General features: G+C 69.3%; 20 protein-coding genes and 1 pseudogene. 10 read left to right on the top strand and 11 right to left on the bottom strand.

The features are described from left to right. Nucleotides 1-22 precede the first annotated feature (22 nt). Both lanKC and QE412_RS12355 read left to right on the top strand, forming a co-directional pair. Nucleotides 23-2593, top strand: a complete 2571-nt coding sequence (gene lanKC / locus QE412_RS12360) for a class III lanthionine synthetase LanKC (RefSeq protein ID WP_307484157.1) — start codon at nt 23-25, stop codon at nt 2591-2593. Nucleotides 2594-3163: 570 nt separating this feature from the next. Beyond that, nucleotides 3164-3430 carry a GlsB/YeaQ/YmgE family stress response membrane protein gene (locus QE412_RS12355; protein WP_307484154.1) on the top strand — a complete coding sequence of 89 codons (267 nt, stop codon included), beginning with the start codon at nt 3164-3166 and terminating at the stop codon, nt 3428-3430. 340 nt (nt 3431-3770) lie between these two features. On the opposite strand, the gene QE412_RS12350 is transcribed toward QE412_RS12355, so the two are convergent. Both QE412_RS12350 and QE412_RS12345 read right to left on the bottom strand, forming a co-directional pair. Further along, complete coding sequence (locus QE412_RS12350) at nt 3771-4199, bottom strand: GNAT family N-acetyltransferase (protein ID WP_307484151.1); 429 nt, start codon at nt 4197-4199, stop codon at nt 3771-3773. 48 nt (nt 4200-4247) lie between these two features. Continuing rightward, nucleotides 4248-4856 carry a GntR family transcriptional regulator gene (locus QE412_RS12345; protein WP_307484148.1) on the bottom strand — a complete coding sequence of 203 codons (609 nt, stop codon included), beginning with the start codon at nt 4854-4856 and terminating at the stop codon, nt 4248-4250. 349 nt (nt 4857-5205) lie between these two features. On the opposite strand from QE412_RS12345, the gene QE412_RS12340 reads away from it, so the two are divergent. Then, the gene (locus QE412_RS12340; RefSeq protein WP_307484146.1) at nt 5206-5412 is read left to right on the top strand and encodes a cold-shock protein; all 207 of its coding nucleotides are present in this window, start codon (nt 5206-5208) and stop codon (nt 5410-5412) included. 63 nt (nt 5413-5475) lie between these two features. Here QE412_RS12340 and QE412_RS12335 read toward each other — a convergent pair whose 3' ends face one another. From QE412_RS12335 to QE412_RS12300, 8 genes and pseudogenes are all read right to left on the bottom strand, one after another. Further along, the gene (locus QE412_RS12335; protein ID WP_307484143.1) at nt 5476-7539 is read right to left on the bottom strand and encodes a bifunctional lysylphosphatidylglycerol flippase/synthetase MprF; all 2064 of its coding nucleotides are present in this window, start codon (nt 7537-7539) and stop codon (nt 5476-5478) included. A gap of 51 nt (nt 7540-7590) precedes the next feature. Beyond that, entirely contained in the window at nt 7591-8790 is a 1200-nt protein-coding gene (locus tag QE412_RS12330; protein ID WP_307484141.1) for a hypothetical protein, read from the bottom strand. Then, the gene (locus QE412_RS12325; protein ID WP_307484139.1) at nt 8783-9475 is read right to left on the bottom strand and encodes an HAD hydrolase-like protein; all 693 of its coding nucleotides are present in this window, start codon (nt 9473-9475) and stop codon (nt 8783-8785) included. Before QE412_RS12325 ends, QE412_RS12330 begins: the two co-directional genes overlap by 8 nt. 167 nt (nt 9476-9642) lie before the next feature. Beyond that, complete coding sequence (locus tag QE412_RS12320) at nt 9643-9963, bottom strand: hypothetical protein (protein ID WP_307484137.1); 321 nt, start codon at nt 9961-9963, stop codon at nt 9643-9645. 113 nt (nt 9964-10076) lie between these two features. Further along, entirely contained in the window at nt 10077-10769 is a 693-nt protein-coding gene (gene nucS, locus QE412_RS12315; RefSeq protein WP_307484135.1) for an endonuclease NucS, read from the bottom strand. A gap of 37 nt (nt 10770-10806) precedes the next feature. Continuing rightward, on the bottom strand, nt 10807-11406 hold the full coding sequence (locus QE412_RS12310) for a LysE family translocator (protein WP_307484133.1): 600 nt from the start codon (nt 11404-11406) through the stop codon (nt 10807-10809). A 210-nt stretch (nt 11407-11616) separates the two neighbouring features. Next, nucleotides 11617-11769, bottom strand: a pseudogene (locus QE412_RS12305) (endonuclease NucS domain-containing protein); the annotation flags it as partial. Between the two features lie 56 nt (nt 11770-11825). Beyond that, entirely contained in the window at nt 11826-13064 is a 1239-nt protein-coding gene (locus tag QE412_RS12300; RefSeq protein ID WP_307484131.1) for an MFS transporter, read from the bottom strand. 57 nt (nt 13065-13121) lie between these two features. Between QE412_RS12300 and QE412_RS12295 the strand changes: the two genes are divergently transcribed. The 7 genes from QE412_RS12295 to mnhG all read left to right on the top strand — a co-directional run bounded on the left by QE412_RS12295 (nt 13122) and on the right by mnhG (nt 20569). Next, complete coding sequence (locus QE412_RS12295) at nt 13122-14171, top strand: LacI family DNA-binding transcriptional regulator (protein ID WP_307484128.1); 1050 nt, start codon at nt 13122-13124, stop codon at nt 14169-14171. 97 nt (nt 14172-14268) lie between these two features. Further along, complete coding sequence (locus tag QE412_RS12290; protein ID WP_307484126.1) at nt 14269-17196, top strand: Na+/H+ antiporter subunit A; 2928 nt, start codon at nt 14269-14271, stop codon at nt 17194-17196. After that, complete coding sequence (locus tag QE412_RS12285; protein ID WP_307484124.1) at nt 17193-17765, top strand: Na(+)/H(+) antiporter subunit C; 573 nt, start codon at nt 17193-17195, stop codon at nt 17763-17765. Before QE412_RS12290 ends, QE412_RS12285 begins: the two co-directional genes overlap by 4 nt. Then, nucleotides 17762-19318, top strand: a complete 1557-nt coding sequence (locus QE412_RS12280) for a Na+/H+ antiporter subunit D (protein ID WP_307484121.1) — start codon at nt 17762-17764, stop codon at nt 19316-19318. Before QE412_RS12285 ends, QE412_RS12280 begins: the two co-directional genes overlap by 4 nt. Continuing rightward, on the top strand, nt 19315-19929 hold the full coding sequence (locus tag QE412_RS12275; RefSeq protein WP_307484118.1) for a Na+/H+ antiporter subunit E: 615 nt from the start codon (nt 19315-19317) through the stop codon (nt 19927-19929). Before QE412_RS12280 ends, QE412_RS12275 begins: the two co-directional genes overlap by 4 nt. Next, nucleotides 19926-20192: a monovalent cation/H+ antiporter complex subunit F gene (locus QE412_RS12270; protein ID WP_307484115.1), complete on the top strand. Its 267-nt coding sequence runs from the start codon at nt 19926-19928 to the stop codon at nt 20190-20192. Before QE412_RS12275 ends, QE412_RS12270 begins: the two co-directional genes overlap by 4 nt. After that, nucleotides 20189-20569, top strand: a complete 381-nt coding sequence (gene mnhG / locus QE412_RS12265; protein WP_307484113.1) for a monovalent cation/H(+) antiporter subunit G — start codon at nt 20189-20191, stop codon at nt 20567-20569. Before QE412_RS12270 ends, mnhG begins: the two co-directional genes overlap by 4 nt. A 2-nt stretch (nt 20570-20571) precedes the next feature. Here the strand turns inward: mnhG and QE412_RS12260 are convergent, their stop codons facing one another. Continuing rightward, on the bottom strand, nt 20572-21114 hold the full coding sequence (locus QE412_RS12260; RefSeq protein ID WP_307484110.1) for an SRPBCC family protein: 543 nt from the start codon (nt 21112-21114) through the stop codon (nt 20572-20574). Between the last annotated feature and the right edge of the window lie 123 nt (nt 21115-21237).

The raw sequence follows: 21237 nt of genomic DNA, 5'->3' as shown, positions 1-21237 counted from the left end.
CGAGGCGGCGCGGGCGGGGGGCATGGACGCGATCTACCCGGTCTTCGCGCGTGCGGACCCGACCTTCTACGATCACCCCGGCAGGCGCCGGACGCTCCGGTCCGATCGCCCGTTCGTGGTCACCGGCGTCGAAGGATGGCGGCGGGTCGACGACGGGATCTGGACCTACCTCGAGCCGCCGGGCGCGGTCCTGCCGGAGCAGGGGTGGAAGATCCACCTCAGCAGCACCGCGACCGACGCCGAGGCCCTGCTGCGAACGGTCGCGGCGCCGTGCGTCCGCGATCACGTGCCGTTCAAGCACCTGTCGACCGAGTCGGTGCGGGCGTCGTCGAACGGCAAGGATGCCGGGCGCGAAGGCTCCGGCAAGTTCATCACGGTCTACCCGAGCACCGTCGACCAGCTCCACCGCATGCTGGCCGAACTCGGGCGTCGCACGGCGCATCTGCGGGGACCGCACGTGCTCTCCGACCTGCGATGGAGCGAGGGGCCGGTGTTCGTCCGCTACGGCGGGTTCCACCGGATGTTCGTCGACATCGACGGCGTGCGGGTGCCCGCGATCCGGCATCCCGCCGGTCACCTCGTCCCCGACGTGCGTCGCCCGGGCTTCGAGCCGCCCTCGTGGGTGCGGATTCCCCCGTTCCTGCAATCGCTGGTCGACGACCTGCGTGAGCTGACACCCCCCGCCGGGTTCCCCGAGATCACCGGGGTGCTGCATCACTCCAACGCGGGCGGGGTGTACACCGCCCGTGATGCCGGTCGCGACGTGGTTGTGAAGGAGGCGCGCCCCTACGCCGGCGTGACGGCCGACGGTCTGAGCGCGGTCGAGCGCGCGGATCGGGAGGCGCAGACCCTCCGGCTCCTGCGGGGCGTCGGCACCTCGCGGCTGATCCGGGCGTTCGAGGCCCTCGACCACCGCTATCTGGTCCTGGAACGCGCGCGCGGAGTGCCGCTGCACCAGGCGGTGGTCGCCCGGCATCCCCTCGTCTCGGCCGACGTAGACGAGCGATCCGTCGCCGACTACAAGGACTGGGCACTGGGTGTCGCCTCGCGCATGCGCGCGGCGCTCGCCGGGGTGCACGAGGCCGGACTCGTGCACGGTGACGTGCACCCCGGCAACTTCCTCATCGACGACGAGGGCGGTGTCACCCTCATCGACTTCGAGATGGCGCGTCCGGCGGCGGATGAGGCCCCCGCGGTGATCGGAGCTCCCGGTTTCGTGGCCCCCGACGGCCGCGGCGGTGTGGCCGCGGATGCTTTCGCGATGCGCCGTCTGAACCTCTTCCTGTTCGCGCCGATGACTCCGTTGCTCGACCTGCATCCGCCAAAAGAGGCCGAGGTGCGGGGGTGGGTCACGGAACGCTTCCGACTCGACGCCGCCGAGGAGCAGGCGCTGGGATTCGCCGAGGTGTCGCATCCCGCGGCCGAGGCCGATCTGGACGCCCTCATCGACGCCGTCGGCCGGCAGCTGGTCGCGGATGCCACGCCCGACCGCGGCGATCGCCTCTGGCCCGGAGACCCGGTGCAGTTCGACGAGCCCGTCTACGCGCTGGCACATGGCGGCCTCGGACCGCTCCTCGCGCTGCACGCCGCCAGTGGCCGAGTACCACCGGAACTGCTCGAGCGGGTCGAGGGCACCGTCCGCGACGCGCCCGCCCGATCCGGGCTCATGGACGGGCTGGCGGGCGCCGCCGCGTCGTTGGACGCGCTCGGCCGGCCGGATGCGGCGGACGCCGCCGTGGAGCGATGCCTCGACGCCCCGCTGCGGTGGGATGCGCCCGGCCTCTACGGTGGGCCCGCGGGTACCGCTCTGGGGCTGCTGCGACTCTCTGCTCGTCACCCTGAACTCGTCGGCCGTGCGCGCGGCATCCTGGACGATCTCGCCGATCGCGCGAACGGATGGAGCGACAGCCCGACGGGTCCGGTGGCCACGGGCGCGGGCGGACTGCTGCGGGGCCCGAGCGGCGTCGCACTGCTGTCGCTCGCCCTCTTCGACCGCACCGGCGACGGGGCCCTGCTCGATCTGGCCGCTGCCGCGATCCGTGCCGATCTCGCCCGGTGCGCCCCGGCCGCAGACGGATCGCAGCAGATGAACGAAGGGTGGCGGCTTCTGCCCTACCTCGGATCGGGATCCACCGGGGTCGCGTTCGCCCTCGCCGCCCTCGTCGAGCGCGATGCCGGCACCCCCCTCGCCGCCGAACTTCCAGCGCTCGAGCGCGCGGCCCTGCCGGAGTTCGTTCTCGAATCCGGCCTTTTCCAGGGGCGCTGCGGATTGATGCTGTTTCTCGCGGGGCGCGGCACACCCTCCGCCGCACGTGCCCTCCAGCGGCATCAGCGTCATCTGCGCCTGCACGAGATCCCCCGCCGCGAGGGCGTCGGATACCCGGGTCGAGCCCTGCTTCGGCTCTCGTGCGATCTCGCCACCGGTTCCGCCGGCGTGCTGTGGAGCCTCGCCAGCATCCGCGATGGTCAGCGTCTGACGCTGCCGCTCCTCGACCTCCCCCCGGTCGACGTCGCCCGACATCGGGTGCCGAGCCCGGGGGGAGGTGACATCAATGGGATACCTGCTCTCTCTGCAGACGCTCGAGCGTGGTGAGTCCGAGCGCAGCGAAGCCTTCGCGAGCTCGTGGAGCACGTCGATCTGCTACAGCAGCACGTCCACCGGTCTGTGCCACTGAGCACCGACCGCAGACGGGTGTGGGCGGGGACCGGGGCGGGGCCCCGCCCACACCGCCGGTCGGATCCGTTCGACGTTGGGCGGAAGCCGCCCCCAACGCGGCTTCCGCCCAACAACGGTGTGCAGACCCGAACTGACACCGACGAGCGAGACGGGGAGCGCGAGCCCCACGCGAGCGCGAAACGTCTCGCTTCCGCCGAAGGTAGTCGTCACTCCCGCGTCGTGATCCCGGTCCGTGGCGACTTTCCCGTGCGCAACGCCGTGAATGGCAGGCGGAGACGGGGATCGCTTCCGCGCGGCTGCCGAAGAATGTCGCGATCCTTCGTCCGAAAAGATGAGCAATTAAACATGCGCGAGGCCGACTCCCTCTACGCAAAGAATCCGCTCGTTCGCAACCCACCCCGCGTTTCCGAAACCTGGGAGCAAGCTGGATGCAACGAGAGCCTCGCGTGAGCGGGGTTCGGTTCTCACTCGCGAAAGGGACACATCATGGGATTCTTCGGATTTCTGCTTCTCGGCCTGCTGGCCGGCGCCATCGCCAAGCTGATCCTGCCCGGCAAGCAGGGCGGCGGCTGGTTCGTCACGCTGTTGCTCGGCGTCGTGGGCGCCCTGCTCGGTGGATTCCTGGGTGGTCTGCTGTTCAACGCCCCCCTGCAGGATTTCTTCTCGATCCAGACCTGGCTGCTCGCCATCGGCGGCTCGATCATCGTGCTGCTGATCTACGGCCTCATCACCGGTCGTCGCGCCGCACGCTGACGGTCACGGAAGGGCCCGGGGCGGTGGGACCGCGCCCCGGGCCCTTGCGCGTTCACGGGACGGGGAATGTCGTTCTACTGATCCCGATGCCGAGCTTTCTCGCCGCTCGCCGCTCGCCGGGCTCGGGCGCGACGAGGGCGTGACCGGTGGATGCCGCGACGCGGCAGCCCAGGCCGCAGCCCCAGCCCTCCGCACGCGGCCGGTTCGACTGCCGTCGAGCCTGGCGGCCCGATCGAGGCGGAGCAGGCCGAGGAGGCCAGCGTCGTCGACGATTCGTCGGTCGAGGCCGACGAGGCTCTCGAAGAGGCGGAGGAGTCCGACCGACCGCTCCTGCCGTGGCTCACTCGAGAGTCGGTGGCAGCACGTAGACGATGTCGGCGCCGTCGCGGCCGTGCTCGACGAAGCCGATGCGGGCGAGCATCGCGTGCGAGGGATCGTCGTCGGGCGAGATGCAGGCGTACAGCGGGCGTTCTGCCTCGTGCACGGTCAGCAGGCGCAGGGCCTCGGTGGCTGCGTCGTCGCCCGCGTCGGGTGACACGGCGATGAGGATCTCCCGGTCGCCCGCGACATCGAGGACGGCGGCGACGCCCACGACGAGACCGTCTTCGGCGACCGCTCGCACGTCGTCGCCGTGGACGTCGGCCCATGCGTCGAACGCGGCCCGATCGTCGAGCCCGACGTGCGGCCACGACGAAGCACTCGCGCGGAACGCGGTGTACGCGGCATCCCGATCATCGGTGGTCAGGTCGCGCAGGTCGATGTGGGCCATGGCGCCACGGTATCGGTGCGGGCAGCGGCCGCCCGGGCCCTTGTGCTCTCAGGCGAAACCGTGGAGGGCCAGGAATGTCCAGGTGGCACCGTTCGCGTCTCGCTGAGCGATCTGCGTTCCCAGGTGAGTGAAAAGTGCCTCACGGGTGTCATCTTCGATGCTGCGCCACCCCTCGAGGTTGCGACGCAGCACGAGGTCGGTCTGATCGAGGGCTCGCGAGAAGACGATGTTGCGCGAACCGGCCACCATGTGGCGATACAGGGCGAGCACGGCGACCACGTATGCGCGGGAGGTCTGGGCATCGCGCATGGCGCCGATGTGCGTCAGCGCCACTTCGACCTGCGTCTCGTCCAGACGCGGCACGGCCACCCGCAGGGCACCCGCGATCGTGTGCGCGGCATACTCGCGCATGTCGATGCGGGCGCGGTCAGAAAGAGCGGCGACTCGCGTGTAGCGGTTCGCCGCGACCTCCACGAGCCCGATCCTCTCGAGCTTCTGCAGGGCTTCGCGGACGGGCGTGCGAGAGATTCCCATGAGCTCCGCGAGCTCCACATCGCGGAGGCGGTCTCCAGGTTGCAGGCGCCCGTCGACGATGGCCTCACCGAGGGCGGTGTAGGCCTCGTCGACGAGGGCTGACGCGCGTCTGCGGGTGTTCATCACGCGGAGTTTACGACTACCGGATATCACAGAACTTCGACATAACTGCCTGATTCTTCGTTTTCGTGTCGCGAAGTGGCTCTCAATCCCGGTAATGTCTTCACCGTCACGCCTCGCGTGACATATCCGGGGGGATCCGTCGACGCCCGGGCTTCGAGCACTGCTCAGCCCGGGCGTCGTATGGGCTGAAGCCTCGGTCGCGCTCGACGGGCCCCGAGTCGTTATGCACCGTTTGTGTCGTCGCGCAACGTTTGTGTCACGGAGCCGTGCGCCTCGCCAACGCGACCACTACCGTGGTCGGCACAGCCCGGCGCGCTCGGCGCCGGCTCAAGCGGAAAACGGCAGAACGATGAGCACGCAGGGCACGGTCAAGTGGTTCAACTCAGAGAAGGGCTTCGGCTTCATCGCGCCCGATGACGGCGGCCAGGACGTCTTCGCGCACTACAGCGCGATCCAGTCGGGCGGCTACCGCTCGCTCGAAGAGAACCAGCGCGTGGAGTTCGACATCGCTCAGGGCCCCAAGGGTCTGCAGGCGGAGAACATCCACCCCCTCTGATCCCTCCGGTTCTCGCCGGACGAGCCTCGGCCGCGCCCCCACACGGCTGCGCGGCCGAGGCCCTCAGTGTTCGTGGCGCACGAGGTCGACGCCGGCGGCGGCGAACTGTCGCAGCGTCGCGTGGGGAAGGAACGCCCGGGTGAGGGCGGCACCGATGCGCGCGAGGTCGGCCTCGTCGCGGTAGAGCAGGTATAGCGTTTCGTAGCGCGGATTGAACTTCTGCTTGAAGCGGTGCAGCGAAGCGAAGCCGTAGACCGGTTCGAGCATTGCCGCCATGCGCGTCTGAAGGTCGGCGATGACGCCGGCATCGGCCGGGTACTCGTGCGCGAGCGGTGCACCAGACAGGGACATCACCTCGGCGCCCTCCGCCGAGAACTGTTGCGCCGACGACCCGATCAAGTACTCCATCACCGGCCCGAAGCCGCCCTCGCGGCGCCGCATGAGATCGAGCGTCCATCCGCGCACCACGCCATCGCCGTACACCGGCAGCCACGACAAGAAGCCGTCGACATCGCCGTCCGGAGAGATCGCCAGGGCGACACGCACCTCGGGATCGCCGGCCTCGTGGAGGGTTCCGAGCGTGAAGCCCATCTCGGGCAGCCCCTTATCGCCCACCCAGCTCTCCGAGATGGCACGCAACTGCTGACGCACTCCCCAGGTCTCATCGCCCAGACGCGACAGGCGGAAGGTCATGCCCTCGCGCTGTCCGCGGTTGAGCGACGTCCGCACCGCACCCCACGCCTTGCCCGCGAACTGCAGACCCGGCAGATCGACGACCGTGTCGTCGGCGACCACGATGCTGCGCCACCCCGCTGGGACCGCTGCACGGGTGGCCTCGTCGGCGCTGAAGAAGCAGGGCACGAGGTCGTCGGCCTCCGCGCTCTCGATGAACGCCCGCGTGGTCTGCGCGCGCGTATCGACCGGCCCGAGCGGATCGGCGAGGGCGAGGGCGACGCCCGAGCGCCGCTGGAAAGCGACGATGCCGGGGCCGAAACGGGCGTACGACATCCCCTCCCACGTCGTCATCCACGACAACGTCCCTCCCCCGGAGGCGCGCAGCACCGTCTTGACCTCTTCGACGTCGGGCGCGGGGGAGTCCCCGAGCGCCGCGCGTGGACGTGCGTGGAAGGCCCCGCGTACGAGCACGAAGTACACGCCCGCCAGGACCCAGAGCATCGCCGAAGCGACGACGCTGGTCAGGTCGGCGCCCAGGTCCGCCTCGAGCGCCGCTATGTCTTCTGTGAGACCGAGAGCGATCGTGAACAGCACGATGCCGAGGTTCAGAGCGGTGTACGCCATGAGCACGATCCAGGCCCACCGTCGTCCGTGATGCAGCGACAGCGCGATGAAGAGGACCACCGCGGTGTTGATCAGAACTTCGAGCCATGACCCGTCGGTGGCGCCCGACGAGCCGAACGGCCCCGTCATGGGCGTGACATAACCGATGATGTCCATCGCACCGAGCGCGCCCACCACGATGGAGGCGATCATGCGCTGCTCGCGCACGCTGACGCGCTGGGGACGCAGCGAACGGTCGGCCGCGAGGACGAGCGCCACGGCGAAGACGTGCTCGAGATCGGGCAGGGAGCCCCAGTACAGGAACGACACCGAAAGGCACGCGATGAACGTGGTCCACGCGCGCAGTCGCCACGGTGAAGGCAGCAGGCCGAGCGCCGCGGCGATGCACGCGAAGATCCCACCCGACGGCCCCACATCGAGCACCGTCGCCTGATGCTGCGCCCAGACCCAGGGCAAAAATGCGGCGCCCCACAAGAAGGCGGCGGCGGCGACCACCGAGAAGATCTGTCCGACGAGGAAGTAGGTCGCCGCCACCCGACTTCCGCGCCGAAACTCGAGATAACCCATGCCCACGAGCGCCGGCAGAATGAAGATGTACACCCACGGCGCATCGACGAAGAGGGCACCGGTGATCGGCGTCCACCAGCGCCCGGCCTCAAGTGCGGGAAGACCGTACGCCACGCTCGGGAACAGCGGTGACTCCGCGAAGGGCTGCCACAGCCCGCCCGCGAGGACTCCAGCGATGATCAGGATGCCGAGGAGGACGAGGGTGGCCGGAATGCGGCGCGCGAGCCCGCGCAGATGACGGGTCGTGGGGTTCAGCTGCATGCCGCTAAAGATAGGGCAAATGGGTTGCGCTCTTCGTCCTCGGGCCGATTCTCATGTAGCGGCGTGCCACGCCGCACGGGCATTCGCGAGAGCTTGAGCGGGGTCGATGGCGGTGCGCGCGGCGGCCAGCTCGCGTCGTGCCGCGTCGAGTCGCAGGCGGGCGTCGATCGGAAGCGGCTCCGTTCGTGCCTCCGCGGTGGCGAGGGCCGCGCGCGCACACGCCAGCGTTCCCGGGAGCGCCGCGCGGGCGAGTTCGAGACGGGTACGGGCGCTCACGGCCTCGCCGACGAGCTCGTCACGCATCTCGCGCGCCCGGGCGACGGTCTCGACGCTCGCCCGCGGATGCCGATCGGCACGGGTGGACACGGCCTCGAGATCGTGTGCCGCTTCGCGCAGGCGCGCAGCGGCGTCGGGAGCACATGCCTCGGGCCGCGCGGTCGCCACCTCGGTTGCCGCCCGCAGTTCGGTGCGGGCAGCCGAGAGCTCTGCTGCGACGTTGTCGGCCGCTTGCAGGGCGATGCGGTGGGCGTCTTCCAGGGCGTGCAGATGGCGTCCGGCGCGGCGCGTGGCATCCACGCAGCGGCGCACGTGGAACGCCACCGCGTCGGTGTCGGCGAGGTGTGCGGTGGCCAGCGCGATCTCGGCGTCGGCTTCGGCCAGCGCGTCGATGCCCGCGCGGGCTGAGAAGGCGGCATCGCGCCAGTCTTCGTCGTCGAAGCGATCGCTCAACGCCCGCACGAGGGGGCCGGGGTCGCCTGCCGTCTCGACGGTCTCGTCTCGTCGACGGCGCGCGGCATCGATGAGCTCAGCCGGACCGCGGTGCCTCCTCGACCATGCTTCCAGCGGCTCCCGCGTCGCCTCGATTCGGCCGAGGTGGGCCTCGAGTACAGCCCGCAGACGTTCGGCGTCGGCGCGTCGCTTCGTCGGGACGACCGTTGCGGCCCGCAACGAGGCCACATCGACGAAGGCCCTGTCGCGTGCGCGGAGGGCGGATGCCCGAGCGCGCCGCAGGTCGGCGGGAGCGTCGCCCGTTGGAAGAGCGTCGGCCGCGTCGAAGGCGAGGTCGAGGTCGTTCGCGGCGTCATCGAGACGCAGCAGAGCGGCTTCCGCCTCGTCGACGGCCCGCGCCGCGGTGGCTTGAGCCTGCGGGGTGCGTCGGCGCACCCGCACGATCAGAACGATGATCGCCGCGATCGCCAGAACACCGGTGAGCGCGATGGCCGCCGGAAGCGCCCAGCCGATCTCAGTCACGGTCGGGAGCGGCCTCGTCGACGAGCAGGAGCGCGCGCAGCTGGTCGATGTCGTCGACGGCGGCCTGGGCGCCCTCGGACTCGTGCGGCCAACTGAAGCCCCAGCGCACGAAGATCACGGGCACACCGGCATCCTGTCCACCCTCGACGTCGTGATGCCGATCGCCGATCAGGACCGGACGCGAGGTGTCGACGCCGTTCGCCTCGAGCCGCCGCAGCGCTTCGCGCACGATGTCGGACTTGGCGCTCAAGCTGCGCTCGTCGAGAGAAGCACCCACGATGGCTTCGAGGTCGGGGGCGAGACCGAAGTGATCCATGAGGGCCACCACTTGCACCTCGGGCTTCGAACTCGCGGTCGATTGCGGGACACCGGCGGCGTGGAGGTCGTGCACGAGGCCGGCGACGCCCGGGTAGAGCTTCGCGCTGACGGTGTACCCCTCGTTCCGGTTGAGGCCGCGGTAGAACGTGACGGCTTCGGTGGCCTGGTCGGCAGACATGCCCACGTTCACCTGGAACGACTCGAACATCGGTGGGCCGATCCAGCGTGAAAGCTCTCCGCGTGTCGGAGGCGTGCGGCCGAAGTGCTCGAGCGTGACTGTCAGGCGGCGGAGGATTCCCTCGGAGGCATCGACGAGGGTGCCGTCGACGTCCCACAGGACGCACGAGAAGGGTGAGCGTTCGGGCATACGTCCACGCTACCGGCGAGATACCGACGCGGATCGCTCCGCGCCGGGGCAACGTGCCGGGGTTGCTATCGCACGCGCTGTAGTGCTGGTGGGGGGGCGGGAGGCGGAAAGAGGGCCGCGCGCCGACGAGACGCCGTAGCGCGCGACCCTCGGCTCGTGGGTGGCCGTCAGGCGCAGAGCGGAACCAGGAACCACACGCCGGGCGACCGCTGAGCGATGCTCTGGGTGGCGCGCTTGTCGGTGCCGAGGTAATCGTGGCCGCCGACGGTGTAGTAGCCCAGGCCTTGGACGCCGCGCTCTCGGACGACGGAGCCGGAGGCGACGAGATTTTTCACGCTCGATGACACGCACACGGTGTAGCCGGGGTTGGTGACGACGCGGGCGGAGGCCATCTGGGGCACCGACACGGCGGCGATCGACATCGCGGCGGCGGTGCCGACGACCGCGAGTCGTCGAGCGAGTCGGGCGGCGAAGGGGGGTGTGGACATCAGTGGCCTCCTGGTCGTGACGATGCGCTGCTTTTCGTCGATCCTCGTCTTCAACGACGACGGCTTGTCGAGACATCACCTGGTCAAGCCAGGTAATTAGTCCTCCGGTGGGATCAGAACAGGCGCGGGGCGCCCGACTGAACCCCTTTCATCTCGTCGTAGTCGAGGGTGAGGCAGCGGATGCCGCGATCGGTGGCGAGCACGCGAGCCTGCGGCTTGATCTCCTGGGCGGCGTACACCCCCGTCACCGGGGCCAACAGCGGATCGCGGTTGAGCAGCTCGAGGTAGCGGGTGAGCTGTTCGACGCCATCGATGTCGCCGCGGCGCTTGACCTCGATGGCCACGGTGCCGCCGTTGTCGTCGCGCAGCAGCAGGTCGACCGGACCGATGGCGGTGGGGTACTCGCGACGTACCAGCGTGAGACCCTCGCCCACGACCGAGACCTGCTCGGCGAGCAGGCGCTGCAGGTCGGCCTCGACGCCGTCTTTGATCAGCCCCGGGTCGACGCCGAGATCGTGCGCGGTGTCGTGCACGATCTCGTGGATGCGTACGAGTAACGCGTCGCCGGTCTTGGCGTGGGTCACGCGCCAGCGCTCGATCACGCCGTCTTCGACGTCGACCTCGTCCGGCTGCTCGAGAGTGAGGCTGCAGGGCGGGCTCATCCAGTTCAGGGGCGCGTGTTGTACGTCTCGGTGGAAGGCGACTGTGCCATCGGCCTTGACCATGATGAGGCGGGTCGCGAGGGGGAGATGCGTGTTCAGCCGGCCCGTGTAGTCGACGGAACAGCGGGCAATGATGAGGCGCACGCCTCAATTCTGTCAGTCCACGCACGCACCTCCGCCGTCAGGCGAGCATCGCGGCAACGGTCTCCATGATGACGAAGAGGGCAAAGGCGAAGAGGCACAGGCCGCAGGCGAGCTCCACCGCGGCGCTCACCGTCGGGCGAGTCAAGAACCTCCGCACGTACGCCGCGAAGATCGCGACAGCCGTCAAGAAGATCAAGCCGATGGCGCCATGAATTGCGCCAAGCAGAGCTCCCAGCCAGATCGTCACATCTCCAGGCGCGAACAGTCCCGGCATGACAGCGAGGTAGAAGACTCCGATCTTCGGATTCAGGAGATTCGTCATGAGACCGGTGAGGAACGCCGAATGTGGCGGGGACACGACTGCCGGAGCTGTTTCCGCAGACTCAGATCGTCGCCTCCACAGCGTGCGCGCAGCGCGCACGCTTCCTATCCCGAGGTAGACGAGGTACAGGGCTCCAGCAAGGGCGACCGCGGAGTAGATGATCGGCAGTCGAGAGATGACGAGCGCCATGCCGAGCCCAGCGAGCGCACCCCAGATGACCGGACCGCACACGACGCCAGCCGCGGTGACGATCGCTTTGCGGGCGCCAAATCGCAGACTCGTTCGGAGCACAAGGATGGTGTCCGCGCCGGGCATGAGCACGACGACGGCAGCGATGGCCGTGAATCCGAGAACCGAAGCGAGCAACGGCGCGAACCTCCTGACGTGTTCGCCCCAGAATCTCCGACTGGTGGTCGTCCTTGCCGTCGCGCAGCAGTCACGATCAAACGGATTTCTGCCAACGGGTGAAGCGAGGACTACAACAAGCGGGACTCAACCCATTGTGAGGCCCGTCTTGTACGCCTCGCTCATCCAGTTCAGCGGCTTGTACGACCCGCCGTCGGAGTGCACGAGCAGGCTGCCGTCGCCCTTGTGCACGAGCAGTCGGGTGGCGAGGGGCAGATGCGCGTTGAGGCGGCCGGTGTAGTCGACAGAGCAACGGGCGATGACGAGACGCACCCGACGAGCCTAATCGTGCTCGCCGCAGCGTCCGACGCCCGGCGTGAGCGCGGTTGTCAGCGGCGGTGGGCGTCGTCGGTCGGGGCGTCCTCGACGACGAGGGGCTTTGCGGCGCCCGAGAAGAGACCGGATGCCACGATCAGGCCGACCACGATGAGCAGGGTGTTCAGCAGTCCGATGTGGTCTCCCACCCATCCGAGCACGGGCGGCCCGCAGAGGAACGCGACGTAGCCGATGGTCGCGGCCGCTGCCACGCGCGACGCGGCCTTGGCGGGGTCGTCGGCGGCGGCCGACATGCCGATCGGGAAGCCGAGCGAGGCGCCCAAGCCCCACAGTGCTGCGCCGACGAACACCAGGGGGCCGAACGGCGCGAGGATGAACAGCAGCAGCCCGGCGGCGGCGGCGCCGGCCAGCACCCGCAGCACCAGTACCCGCCCGAGTCGGTCGACCACCGGCCCGCCCGCGATGCGTCCGACGGTCATGGCGACCGAGAAGACCGCCAGCACGGCCGGACCCGCTTCTTCCGGCGCGCCGTGACCGTAGACGACGGCGGAGGGCAGCCAGTCGTTGGCGCTGCCCTCGGCGAAAGCCATGCCGAGCATGATGACGCCGAGCGTGTAGGTGCGCGGTTCGCGCCAGGCCTGCAGCGAAGCGGCGAGGCGCTCGCGCCAGTGCGCGCGTTCCTCGTCGGCGGGAGCGTCCATCGCCGTCTCGGTGCGCGGGACGTTGGCGACCGAGACGAAAGCCACGACGGCGATGATCAGGCCCATGGCCGCGCAGTGCGCGACGACGGGGATGCCCAGGCTCACCGCGACGAAGCCGAGGCCGGCGCCGATGACCGTGCCGAAGCTGAAGAAGGCGTGCAGCAACGGCATGATGGTGCGCCCCGTGGCCTTCTCGAGCGCCGCCCCCTCGACGTTCATCATCACGTCGACCGCCCCGTTTCCGAAGCCGAACAGGGCGAGTCCGACAAGGGCCACCCCGAACAGCTGCAGCGAGTCGGCGCCGAACCCGATGATCGCCAGACCCACGCCCACGAGCACCAGCGCGACGAGCATGCCGGTTCGAGCGCCCAGACGGGCCATGACGGCGGGGGCGACCGACAGTCCGACGATGGATGCCACACCCATGCCCAGCAGGAGCAGACCGACGCCGGAGTTCTCGATATCGAGTGATTCGCGGATGGCGGGCACTCGCGAGGCCCACGTCGAGATGCTGAGGCCGCTCGCCAGGAAGATGGCGCAGATCGCGATGTGCCAGCGCATGAGCTGGGAACGGGTCAGCGTGGAATGCATGTCGCCACTGTACCGAATCGATTCGACGCCCCGCGTGGCGGGGGATACGATCACCCCGTGAGCACACGCCGCGCCACCATCAGCGACGTCGCCCGAGAGGCGGGCGTCTCACCGTCGACCGCGTCGGTGGTCTTCAGCGGTAAGACCCCGACCTCCGAGGCGACGCGGGCCCGCGTGCTCGCCGCCGCCCAGACCCTGGGTTACACCGGCCCAGACCCTCGCGCCGCGTCGCTGCGGCGCGGTCGTTCGGGAATCGTGGGCGTGGTCTTCGACCAGCACCTGGGCACGGCCTTCCTCGACCCCGTGACGACGCACATGATGGACGGGCTCGCCGACGGTGTGTCGCGACTGGGCGCCGCCCTGCTGCTTCTGCGCGACGACGGCGAGACGGTGAGCGAACCCTCGCTGCACACCGCTCCGATAGACGCCGCCGTGCTCATCGGCTGCAGCCCGCGCATGCGCGACTCGCTCGAGATCGTCCGCAGCCGCGGCATCCCTGTCGTGGTCGTCGAGGGCGACGCCGGCGACGGGATTCCCCGGGTCCTCCTCGACAACACCGACGCGCAGTCCGCCGCGGCACGGCATCTCGCCGATCTCGGACACCACGACGTCGTGCTCGTGACACTGCCGATCGACATGTCGCGCCGGCGGGGGTGGATCGCGGCCGACGACGTCGTGCGGGTCGACGTCACGGCCGACCGCCTCGCGGGAGCACGACGGGTGTTCCCCGACGCCCCCGCCCTGGCGGCGGCGACCAGCTCCATCGACGAGGGAGCGATCGCGGGCCGGACGATCTTCGCCGACGCCGACCGGCGTCCCACCGCGATCATCGCGCAGAGCGATCTGCTCGCGGCCGGGGTGATCCGGGCGGCCGAGGAGGCGGGACTGCGGGTTCCCGAAGATGTGAGCGTCACGGGCTTCGACGGTGTCGTCGTCGACGGCCTGGCACCCCACGTGCTCACGACGCTGGTGCAACCGGCGACCGCCAAGGGGCGGGCGGCGGGCGACGCCGTCGCGGCGATGCTCGAGGACGCCGTGCCGTCGGGGCTCGAGCTCGAGTGCGCGTTCCGCGAGGGAACGACGACCGCCCCACCGCGTACCACATGACGATCGGCCGAGCGGGCGGTCTCATGCTCCGCATAGAATAGTCGCGACACCCCGAGAGCCCGGGCAGCAGCCCGTCGACACCCGAGGAGGCCCGCGCATGTTGTTCTTCCTCGGCGCCTTCGCGGTTCTCCCCCTGGTTCTCCCGTGGTTGGTGTCCCGCATCGGAGCTCGCGCCTTCTACGTCGCGGCAGTGCTTCCGGCCGCCGCCTTCGTCCACTCGGTGGTGCTGACCCCCGCCGTTTTCGACGGCGCTATTCCGTTCGAGGAATACAACTGGATCCCCGCCCTGGGCGTGTCGTTGTCGATGCGTATGGACGCGCTCGGATGGCTGCTCACGCTCGTGGTCACCGGCGTCGGTGCTCTGGTCATGCTCTACTGCCGCTGGTACTTCCGCGGCAAGACGACGGGTGTCGGGAAGTTCTCCGCCGTGCTCCTCGCGTTCGCGGGAGCGATGTACGGCCTCGTGCTCACCGACGACATCGTCGTTCTCGTGATGCTGTGGGAAGCCACGAGCGTGCTCTCGTACCTGCTGATCGGCCATTATCACGCCCGCGCCGCCAGCCGCCGCGCCGCCCTGCAGGCGCTGCTGGTCACGACGCTCGGTGGCCTGGTGATGCTGATCGGCGTCGTGCTGCTGGTCGTGCAGGCGGGAACGTCGAGCCTTTCGACGATCCTCGCGGCGCCGCCCACCGGAGTCGCCGTCGACATCGCCGTGCTCCTGCTGCTCGTCGGGGCGCTCAGCAAATCGGCCATTTTCCCGTTTCACTTCTGGCTGCCCGGCGCCATGGCCGCGCCCACGCCCGTCAGCGCCTATCTGCACGCGGCGGCGATGGTCAAGGCGGGCATCTACCTGATCGCGCGCCTGTCGCCGGCGTTCGCCGACACCCCGTTCTGGCGTCCGACCCTCATCGGTCTCGGCGTCTTCACGATGCTGCTGGGCGGCTTCCAGGCGCTCCGCGAGCGCGACCTCAAACGCATCCTGGCGTTCGGAACGGTCAGCCAGCTCGGCTTCCTCACCGTGATGCTGGGCTACGGGACCCGCGATGCCGCCCTCGCCGGCGTCGCCCTGCTGTTGAGCCACGCGCTGTTCAAGTCGTGCCTCTTCCTCGTCGTCGGCGTCATCGACCGCCAGCTCTCGACCCGCGACATCGGGGAACTCTCCGGACTCGGTCGGCAGGCACCCGTCATGGCGACCGCATCGTTCATCGCGATCGCTTCGATGGCCGGTGTCATCCCCACCCTCGGTTTCGTCGCCAAAGAGACGGCCCTGACCGCGCTCCTGCACGAGGCGCAGGCGGGCGCCGCCTGGGGGATCGTGGCGCTCGCGGGTGTGGTGCTGGGCTCTGCTCTGACGGCGGCTTATGGCATCCGGTTCCTGTGGGGCGCCTACTGGCCGAAGCGTGGTGTCGAGACGACGGCGTGGCCGGACCCGCCCATCGGCTTCCTTTCGGCACCCGTGCTGCTGGCGGCCGCGTCGCTCGTTCTCGGATTCTTCGCACCCGTGGTCGACCACTGGCTCGCGCCGTACGCCGACGAGCTGCCTGAGGCGACGCCGGGGGTGGCTGCTCCGGCATACCCGTACCACCTGGCGCTGTGGCACGGGCTCGAGCCGGCGTTGTTCATCTCGCTGGGCACGCTCGCGCTCGGTGCCGCGGTGTTCTGGATCGCGCGCAAGGCTCGGCTGCACACGCGGGGGCGCGTCCTGCCCTTCACCGCCAACGACGTGTACAACCTCACGTTGCGCGGCATCGACAAGTCCTCGGAGTGGGCGACCGCGCGTTTCCAGCGCGGCTCGCTGCCGTTCTACGTCGGAACGATCTTCATCGTGCTGGTCGTCGCCGAAGGAACCGCGCTGCTCGCCGCGCCCGAGTGGCGCGCGCAACTCGACGCGTGGCAGTCGCCCGCCCAGCTCATCTCGGCCCCGCTCATGATCGCCGCCGGCATCCTCGCCGTGCGTGCCCGAAAGCGTTACACGGGCGTGGCGCTGGTGTCGGTGACCGGCCTCGGCATGGTGGTCCTGTTCGCCACCAGCGGGGCGCCCGATCTCGCTCTCACGCAGGTGCTCATCGAGACGGTCACCCTCGTCGTCTTCGCCCTCGTGCTGCGGCGCCTGCCCGCGCGCATGGGCGAGCAGAACGAGTCGGTGGCGCCCCTGGCCCGTGCCGTCTTGGGCATCGGTGTCGGCCTCACCATGGCGCTCGTCGCGATCGTGGCGACCGGTGCGCGCCAGGACCTGCCGATCTCGCTCGCCTGGCCGCCACTGGCGTACGAGATCGGGCACGGCCGCAACGTCGTGAACGTCGCCCTCGTCGACCTGCGCGGGTGGGACACCATGGGAGAGCTGTCGGTTCTCGTGCTCGCGGCCACGGGCGTGGCATCCCTCGTCTTCATCACCGATCGCAGTGACAATCTGGCGCGCCGCTCGGGGACCGCGCGCAGCCGCGTGGGCCTCGGCCGTCGCCGTCCCCTGGTCGAGACCGATGCCGGCGTGCGCGCCCAGCGCGTGGGTGAGATCGGCGCCCCCCGCGCCTGGCTCGTCTCGGGCGCGAAGGTGCAGCCCGAGAACCGCTCGATCCTTCTCGAGATCATCATCCGGGTGCTGTTCCACTCGATCATGATCGTTTCGCTGTACCTGCTGTTCGCCGGTCACAACCTGCCCGGCGGCGGGTTCGCCGGCGGGCTCGTGGCGGGCATGGGTCTGGTCATGCGCTACATCGCCGGAGGCCGCTGGGAGCTCGGCGCCGCCGCTCCCACCGATGCCGGACGCCTTCTCGGTGCGGGTATGGCGATCGCCGTGCTGTGTGCCCTGGTGCCCATGGCGTTCGGGTTCGCACCGCTGCAGAGCTTCACGTTCGAGGGCGATTTGCCCCTCATCGGTCACTGGGAGTTCGTCACCAGCACGATCTTCGACGTGGGCGTGTACCTGGTCGTCATCGGCCTCGTGCTCGACGTGCTCCGCAGCCTCGGAGCGGAAGTCGACCGGCAGTCGCAGCTGCCCGAAGACGCCGAGGTGGTGTCGTCGTGAGCATCTCCTTCGTGTTGGTCATCGTCATGGCCGTGCTGTTCGCGTGCGGTGTGTACGCCATGCTCGAGCGCAGCCTCACGCGTGTGCTCATCGGCTTCCTGCTGCTCGGCAACGCGGCCAACCTGCTGCTGCTGATCGTGATGGGCGTGCCCGGTACGGCGCCGTTCTACGACGGCGGCCGAACGGATGCCGCCGAGATGTCCGACGCGCTCCCGCAGGCGCTCACACTGACCGCCATCGTCATCACCTTCGGCATCTCGGCGTTCCTGCTCGCGCTGATCTACCGCTCCTGGCAGCTGGGCCAGGCCGACACCGTGGTCGACGACGCCGAAGACCTGGCCCTGCGGGCGCGCACGTCGGCCGAGTCGGAAGACGCGATGGACGAGGAGGCGCGTTCCGACGACGAAGACGTGACGACGGACTTCGTCGGCGATGTCGCCTCGCCCATCCGTGTGCTCCACCAGGGCGACATCTCGCAGCTGGTCGACGATGCGCCGGTCGATCGCGTCGCGGTGCGCCGTGACGACAAGCGACCCGGGGGCGACTCCGAGGACGGTGATCGCGCATGAGCGCCCTGGTTCCCCTGCTCGTCGGCATCCCGCTCATCGGCGCCGCGATCAACCTGATCTTCGGTCGGCGCAAGCGAACGCAGATCGTCGTTTCGGTGGCGTCGCTGACGGCCGTGCTCGTGCTGGGAGCGATCCTGCTCGTCGAGGTCGACATGCACGGCCCTCTCGCGGTCGCGATCGCCGCGTGGGACATCCCCTTCGGGATCGTGCTCTATGTCGACGTGTTGGCCGCGCTGCTCGTGGTGGTGTCGAGCATCGTGCTGCTCGCGGTCCTGCTGTTCTCGGTCGGCCAGGGGGCCGCCGACAACGACGAGGACACCCCGGTCTCGATCTTCTACCCGGCCTACCTGATCCTCGGTGCGGGCATCTTCAACGCGTTCATCGCCGGCGACCTGTTCAACCTCTACGTGGGCTTCGAGATCCTGCTCGTCGCGTCGTACGTGCTCATCACCCTCGGCGGCACGGAGTCGCGCATCCGCACGGGTGTCGTGTACATCGTCGTCTCGCTGGTGTCATCCATCCTGTTCCTCGCGGCCATCGCCATGGTCTACGGCGCGCTCGGCACCGTCAACATGGTGCAGATCAGCGAGCGCATGGCGCTGCTGCCGCAAAGCACTCAGACGATCCTGCACCTCATGCTGCTGCTCGCCTTCGCGATCAAGGCCGCCGTCTTCCCGCTGTCGTTCTGGTTGCCCGACTCGTACCCGACCGCTCCCGCGCCCGTCACGGCGGTGTTCGCGGGCCTGCTGACCAAGGTGGGCGTCTACGCGATCATCCGTACCGAGACGCAGCTCTTCGTCGCCAACGACCTGAACTTCGTGCTGATGATGGTCGCGCTCGCCACGATGATCGTCGGCATCCTGGGCGCCGTCGCGCAGGCGGAGCTCAAGCGCATCCTGTCTTTCACGCTGGTGAGCCACATCGGCTACATGATCTTCGGCCTGGCCATCAACACGCCGCTGGCGGTGGGGGCGACGATCTACTACATCGTCCACCACATCATCGTGCAGACGACCCTGTTCCTCGCGGTGGGCCTCATCGAGCGCCGCGCCGGCAGCACCTCGATCCTGAAGGTGAAGGGGCTCATGCGAGCGGCGCCGCTGCTGGCCGTGCTGTACTTCATCCCGGCCATCAACCTCGGCGGTCTGCCGCCGTTCTCGGGATTCATCGGCAAATACGCCCTGTTCGATGCTGCGGCCCAGGTGGGCACCCCCGTGATGATGGTGCTCATCGTCGGCGGCATCGTGACCTCGATCCTCACCCTGTACGCCCTCATGCGCGCGTGGAACCTGTCGTTCTGGCGCGAAGACGAAGATTCGCCCGAGGCGATGGAGCGCATCGCGTACCTGGGCAACGCCCCCGCGGCGGCCATCTCGACCGAGCGTCGCACGATCCCCCGCATCATGACTCTCGCGACCGTGGGAATGGTGGCCGTGACCGTGGCCCTGACCCTCTTTGCCGGCCCTCTGCTCGACATGTGCCTACGAGCAGGTGTCACGATCACCGACGGTGTGAGTCTCGTGCAGGTGCAGGAACAGGCAGGTCAGCAATGAGTCCGTCCCGCCGCTCGCAGGTCACTCTTTTCCTGCACCAGTTGCCCTTCCTGTTGTGGCTCGTCGCCCTATGGATGCTGCTGTGGGGACAGTTCACCTGGTTGGCGTTGCTGACCGGTCTCGTCGCCGCGATCCTCGTGACCCGTGTCTTCCGGCTGCCCCCCGTCGAACTGTCGGGTCGCATCAACCTCTGGTACGGCCTGGTGTTCGTCGTCACCTTCCTCGGCGCGGTCGTGAAGGGCTCGCTCATCGTCGCCTGGCAGGTGCTCGACTTCCGCCGTCAGCCCGGTGCCGCGATCATCGCCGTTGCGCTGCGGGTCGACGACGACGTGATCATGGCGCACACCGCCGTCACGGCATCCCTCATCCCCGGCTCGCTCATCGTCGACGTCGACCGTGAGAACCGCACGCTGTTCCTGCACACCATCGGCGTCCGCAGCGATGAAGACGCCGAGCACCAGCGACGGATCGTGCTCGGCTGGGAAGCCCGCATCGCGCGGGCCGTCGGATCGAAAGAGGAACTGCAGGAGTTGCGCGCGAAGATCGCCGAGTCGCACGCCGACGCCCGGCACGCGGCCGAGTCGCCCCGCGACGGGAGGACCCCGCTGTGACCGCCCTCGTCTTCGTCATCCTCGTCGTCTTCGCCGTCGCCGCGGTGCTGGCACTGATCCGCCTCGTCATCGGTCCCTCGATCCTCGACCGTGCCGTCGCCGCCGACGTGCTGCTGACCGAGGTGCTCTGCATCCTCGGGGCCGACATGGTGATCAATCACCACACGCGGTCGCTTCCGGCGATGCTCATCATCGCCGCCGTCGGCGTCTTCGGATCGATCGCCGTCGCGCGCTTCGTGGCGCGGAAGGAGAACCCGAGATGACCCTCGACGCGGTTCTCGACACCGTCGCCCTCGTGCTCGTGCTCATCGGCGCGCTGCTGTGCCTGACCGCGACCATCGGTCTGCTGCGGTGGCGTGACGTGCCCACCCGACTGCACGCGGCGACCAAGCCGCAGGTGCTCGGTGTGCTGCTGATCGTGACGGCGGTCGTGCTGTCGCTGCGCACGTGGGAGGCGTTGGCCTTCGGCATCCCGGTCGTGCTCATCCAGTTCGCCACGGCGCCGCTCGCCGCTCACATGGTCGGTCGTGCCGCCTATCGCAACCGCAGCACCGACGAAGCGAACCTCTACATCGACGAACTGCATCACAGCACCGAGCAGCCCGGCGCGACCGGCGTCGAGACGCGGCCCGAGAGCTGAGTTCAGACGCTCGCTTCGCGTACGTCTTCCCGCGCCTGCGGTGAGGGTGTGCCGTCGTCGGGGTCGGGCGTCTCGGTGCGATGGTCGAGCTCGCGGGCCTCTCGTTCTTCGCGACGCCCCTCGGCCAGGAACGCCAGACGGTTGAGGCACTCGTGGTTGCGGGCTATGAGCAACGGCCTCCACAACAGCGACGGCAGAACGGCGGCGGCACCCGACACGGGTTCCTCGAGGATGGTGACGGCGACGCCCTCGGCATGCTCGCGCACGTCGATGCGGATGACACCGCGACCCAGGATGCCCGCCTCCGGCCGAAGCCGCAGCCGGCGCGGGGGATCCCACTCGACCAGTTCGGTCTGGTCGTGGATCATTACGGGCCATACCCCGAGGGAGTGATGCAGGCGCGAGCCCTCTTGCGGCCACTCGGGATCGACACCGCGCATGCGCGCGGCTCCGACGACCCACACCGGGTAGAGCCATCCGTCCGACAGCACGGCGAAGAGATCGTCGGGTGTGCAGCGCATCAGGCGCGTGTTGCGGGCGGCCATGGCATCCCTTCGGTCGGCGTGATTCGACTGTAGGGGGGGATGGCGGCGGGGTGACGGGTCTTGACGGTGCGGCGCGTGTGCGTGGACGGGGGAGGACGAGGGACGAAGGGCGGACGGATGCCG

Source organism: Microbacterium trichothecenolyticum (assembly GCF_030818955.1).
GTDB classification, from domain to species: domain Bacteria; phylum Actinomycetota; class Actinomycetes; order Actinomycetales; family Microbacteriaceae; genus Microbacterium; species Microbacterium trichothecenolyticum_B.
Note: the sequence above shows the minus strand (reverse complement) of the source record. Positions and strands in the feature narration are given on the sequence as shown.

Bases quoted from the DNA above. Each gene is read 5' to 3' on its own strand.
- lanKC (WP_307484157.1), top strand. From the start codon at position 23: ATGGACGCGATCTACCCGGTCTTCGCGCGTGCGGACCCGACCTTCTAC.
- QE412_RS12355 (WP_307484154.1), top strand. From the start codon at position 3,164: ATGGGATTCTTCGGATTTCTGCTTCTCGGCCTGCTGGCCGGCGCCATC.
- QE412_RS12350 (WP_307484151.1), bottom strand. From the start codon at position 4,199: ATGGCCCACATCGACCTGCGCGACCTGACCACCGATGATCGGGATGCC.
- QE412_RS12345 (WP_307484148.1), bottom strand. From the start codon at position 4,856: ATGAACACCCGCAGACGCGCGTCAGCCCTCGTCGACGAGGCCTACACC.
- QE412_RS12340 (WP_307484146.1), top strand. From the start codon at position 5,206: ATGAGCACGCAGGGCACGGTCAAGTGGTTCAACTCAGAGAAGGGCTTC.
- QE412_RS12335 (WP_307484143.1), bottom strand. From the start codon at position 7,539: ATGCAGCTGAACCCCACGACCCGTCATCTGCGCGGGCTCGCGCGCCGC.
- QE412_RS12325 (WP_307484139.1), bottom strand. From the start codon at position 9,475: ATGCCCGAACGCTCACCCTTCTCGTGCGTCCTGTGGGACGTCGACGGC.
- QE412_RS12320 (WP_307484137.1), bottom strand. From the start codon at position 9,963: ATGTCCACACCCCCCTTCGCCGCCCGACTCGCTCGACGACTCGCGGTC.
- QE412_RS12310 (WP_307484133.1), bottom strand. From the start codon at position 11,406: ATGCCCGGCGCGGACACCATCCTTGTGCTCCGAACGAGTCTGCGATTT.
- QE412_RS12300 (WP_307484131.1), bottom strand. From the start codon at position 13,064: ATGCATTCCACGCTGACCCGTTCCCAGCTCATGCGCTGGCACATCGCG.
- QE412_RS12290 (WP_307484126.1), top strand. From the start codon at position 14,269: ATGTTGTTCTTCCTCGGCGCCTTCGCGGTTCTCCCCCTGGTTCTCCCG.
- QE412_RS12280 (WP_307484121.1), top strand. From the start codon at position 17,762: ATGAGCGCCCTGGTTCCCCTGCTCGTCGGCATCCCGCTCATCGGCGCC.
- QE412_RS12275 (WP_307484118.1), top strand. From the start codon at position 19,315: ATGAGTCCGTCCCGCCGCTCGCAGGTCACTCTTTTCCTGCACCAGTTG.
- mnhG (WP_307484113.1), top strand. From the start codon at position 20,189: ATGACCCTCGACGCGGTTCTCGACACCGTCGCCCTCGTGCTCGTGCTC.
- QE412_RS12260 (WP_307484110.1), bottom strand. From the start codon at position 21,114: ATGGCCGCCCGCAACACGCGCCTGATGCGCTGCACACCCGACGATCTC.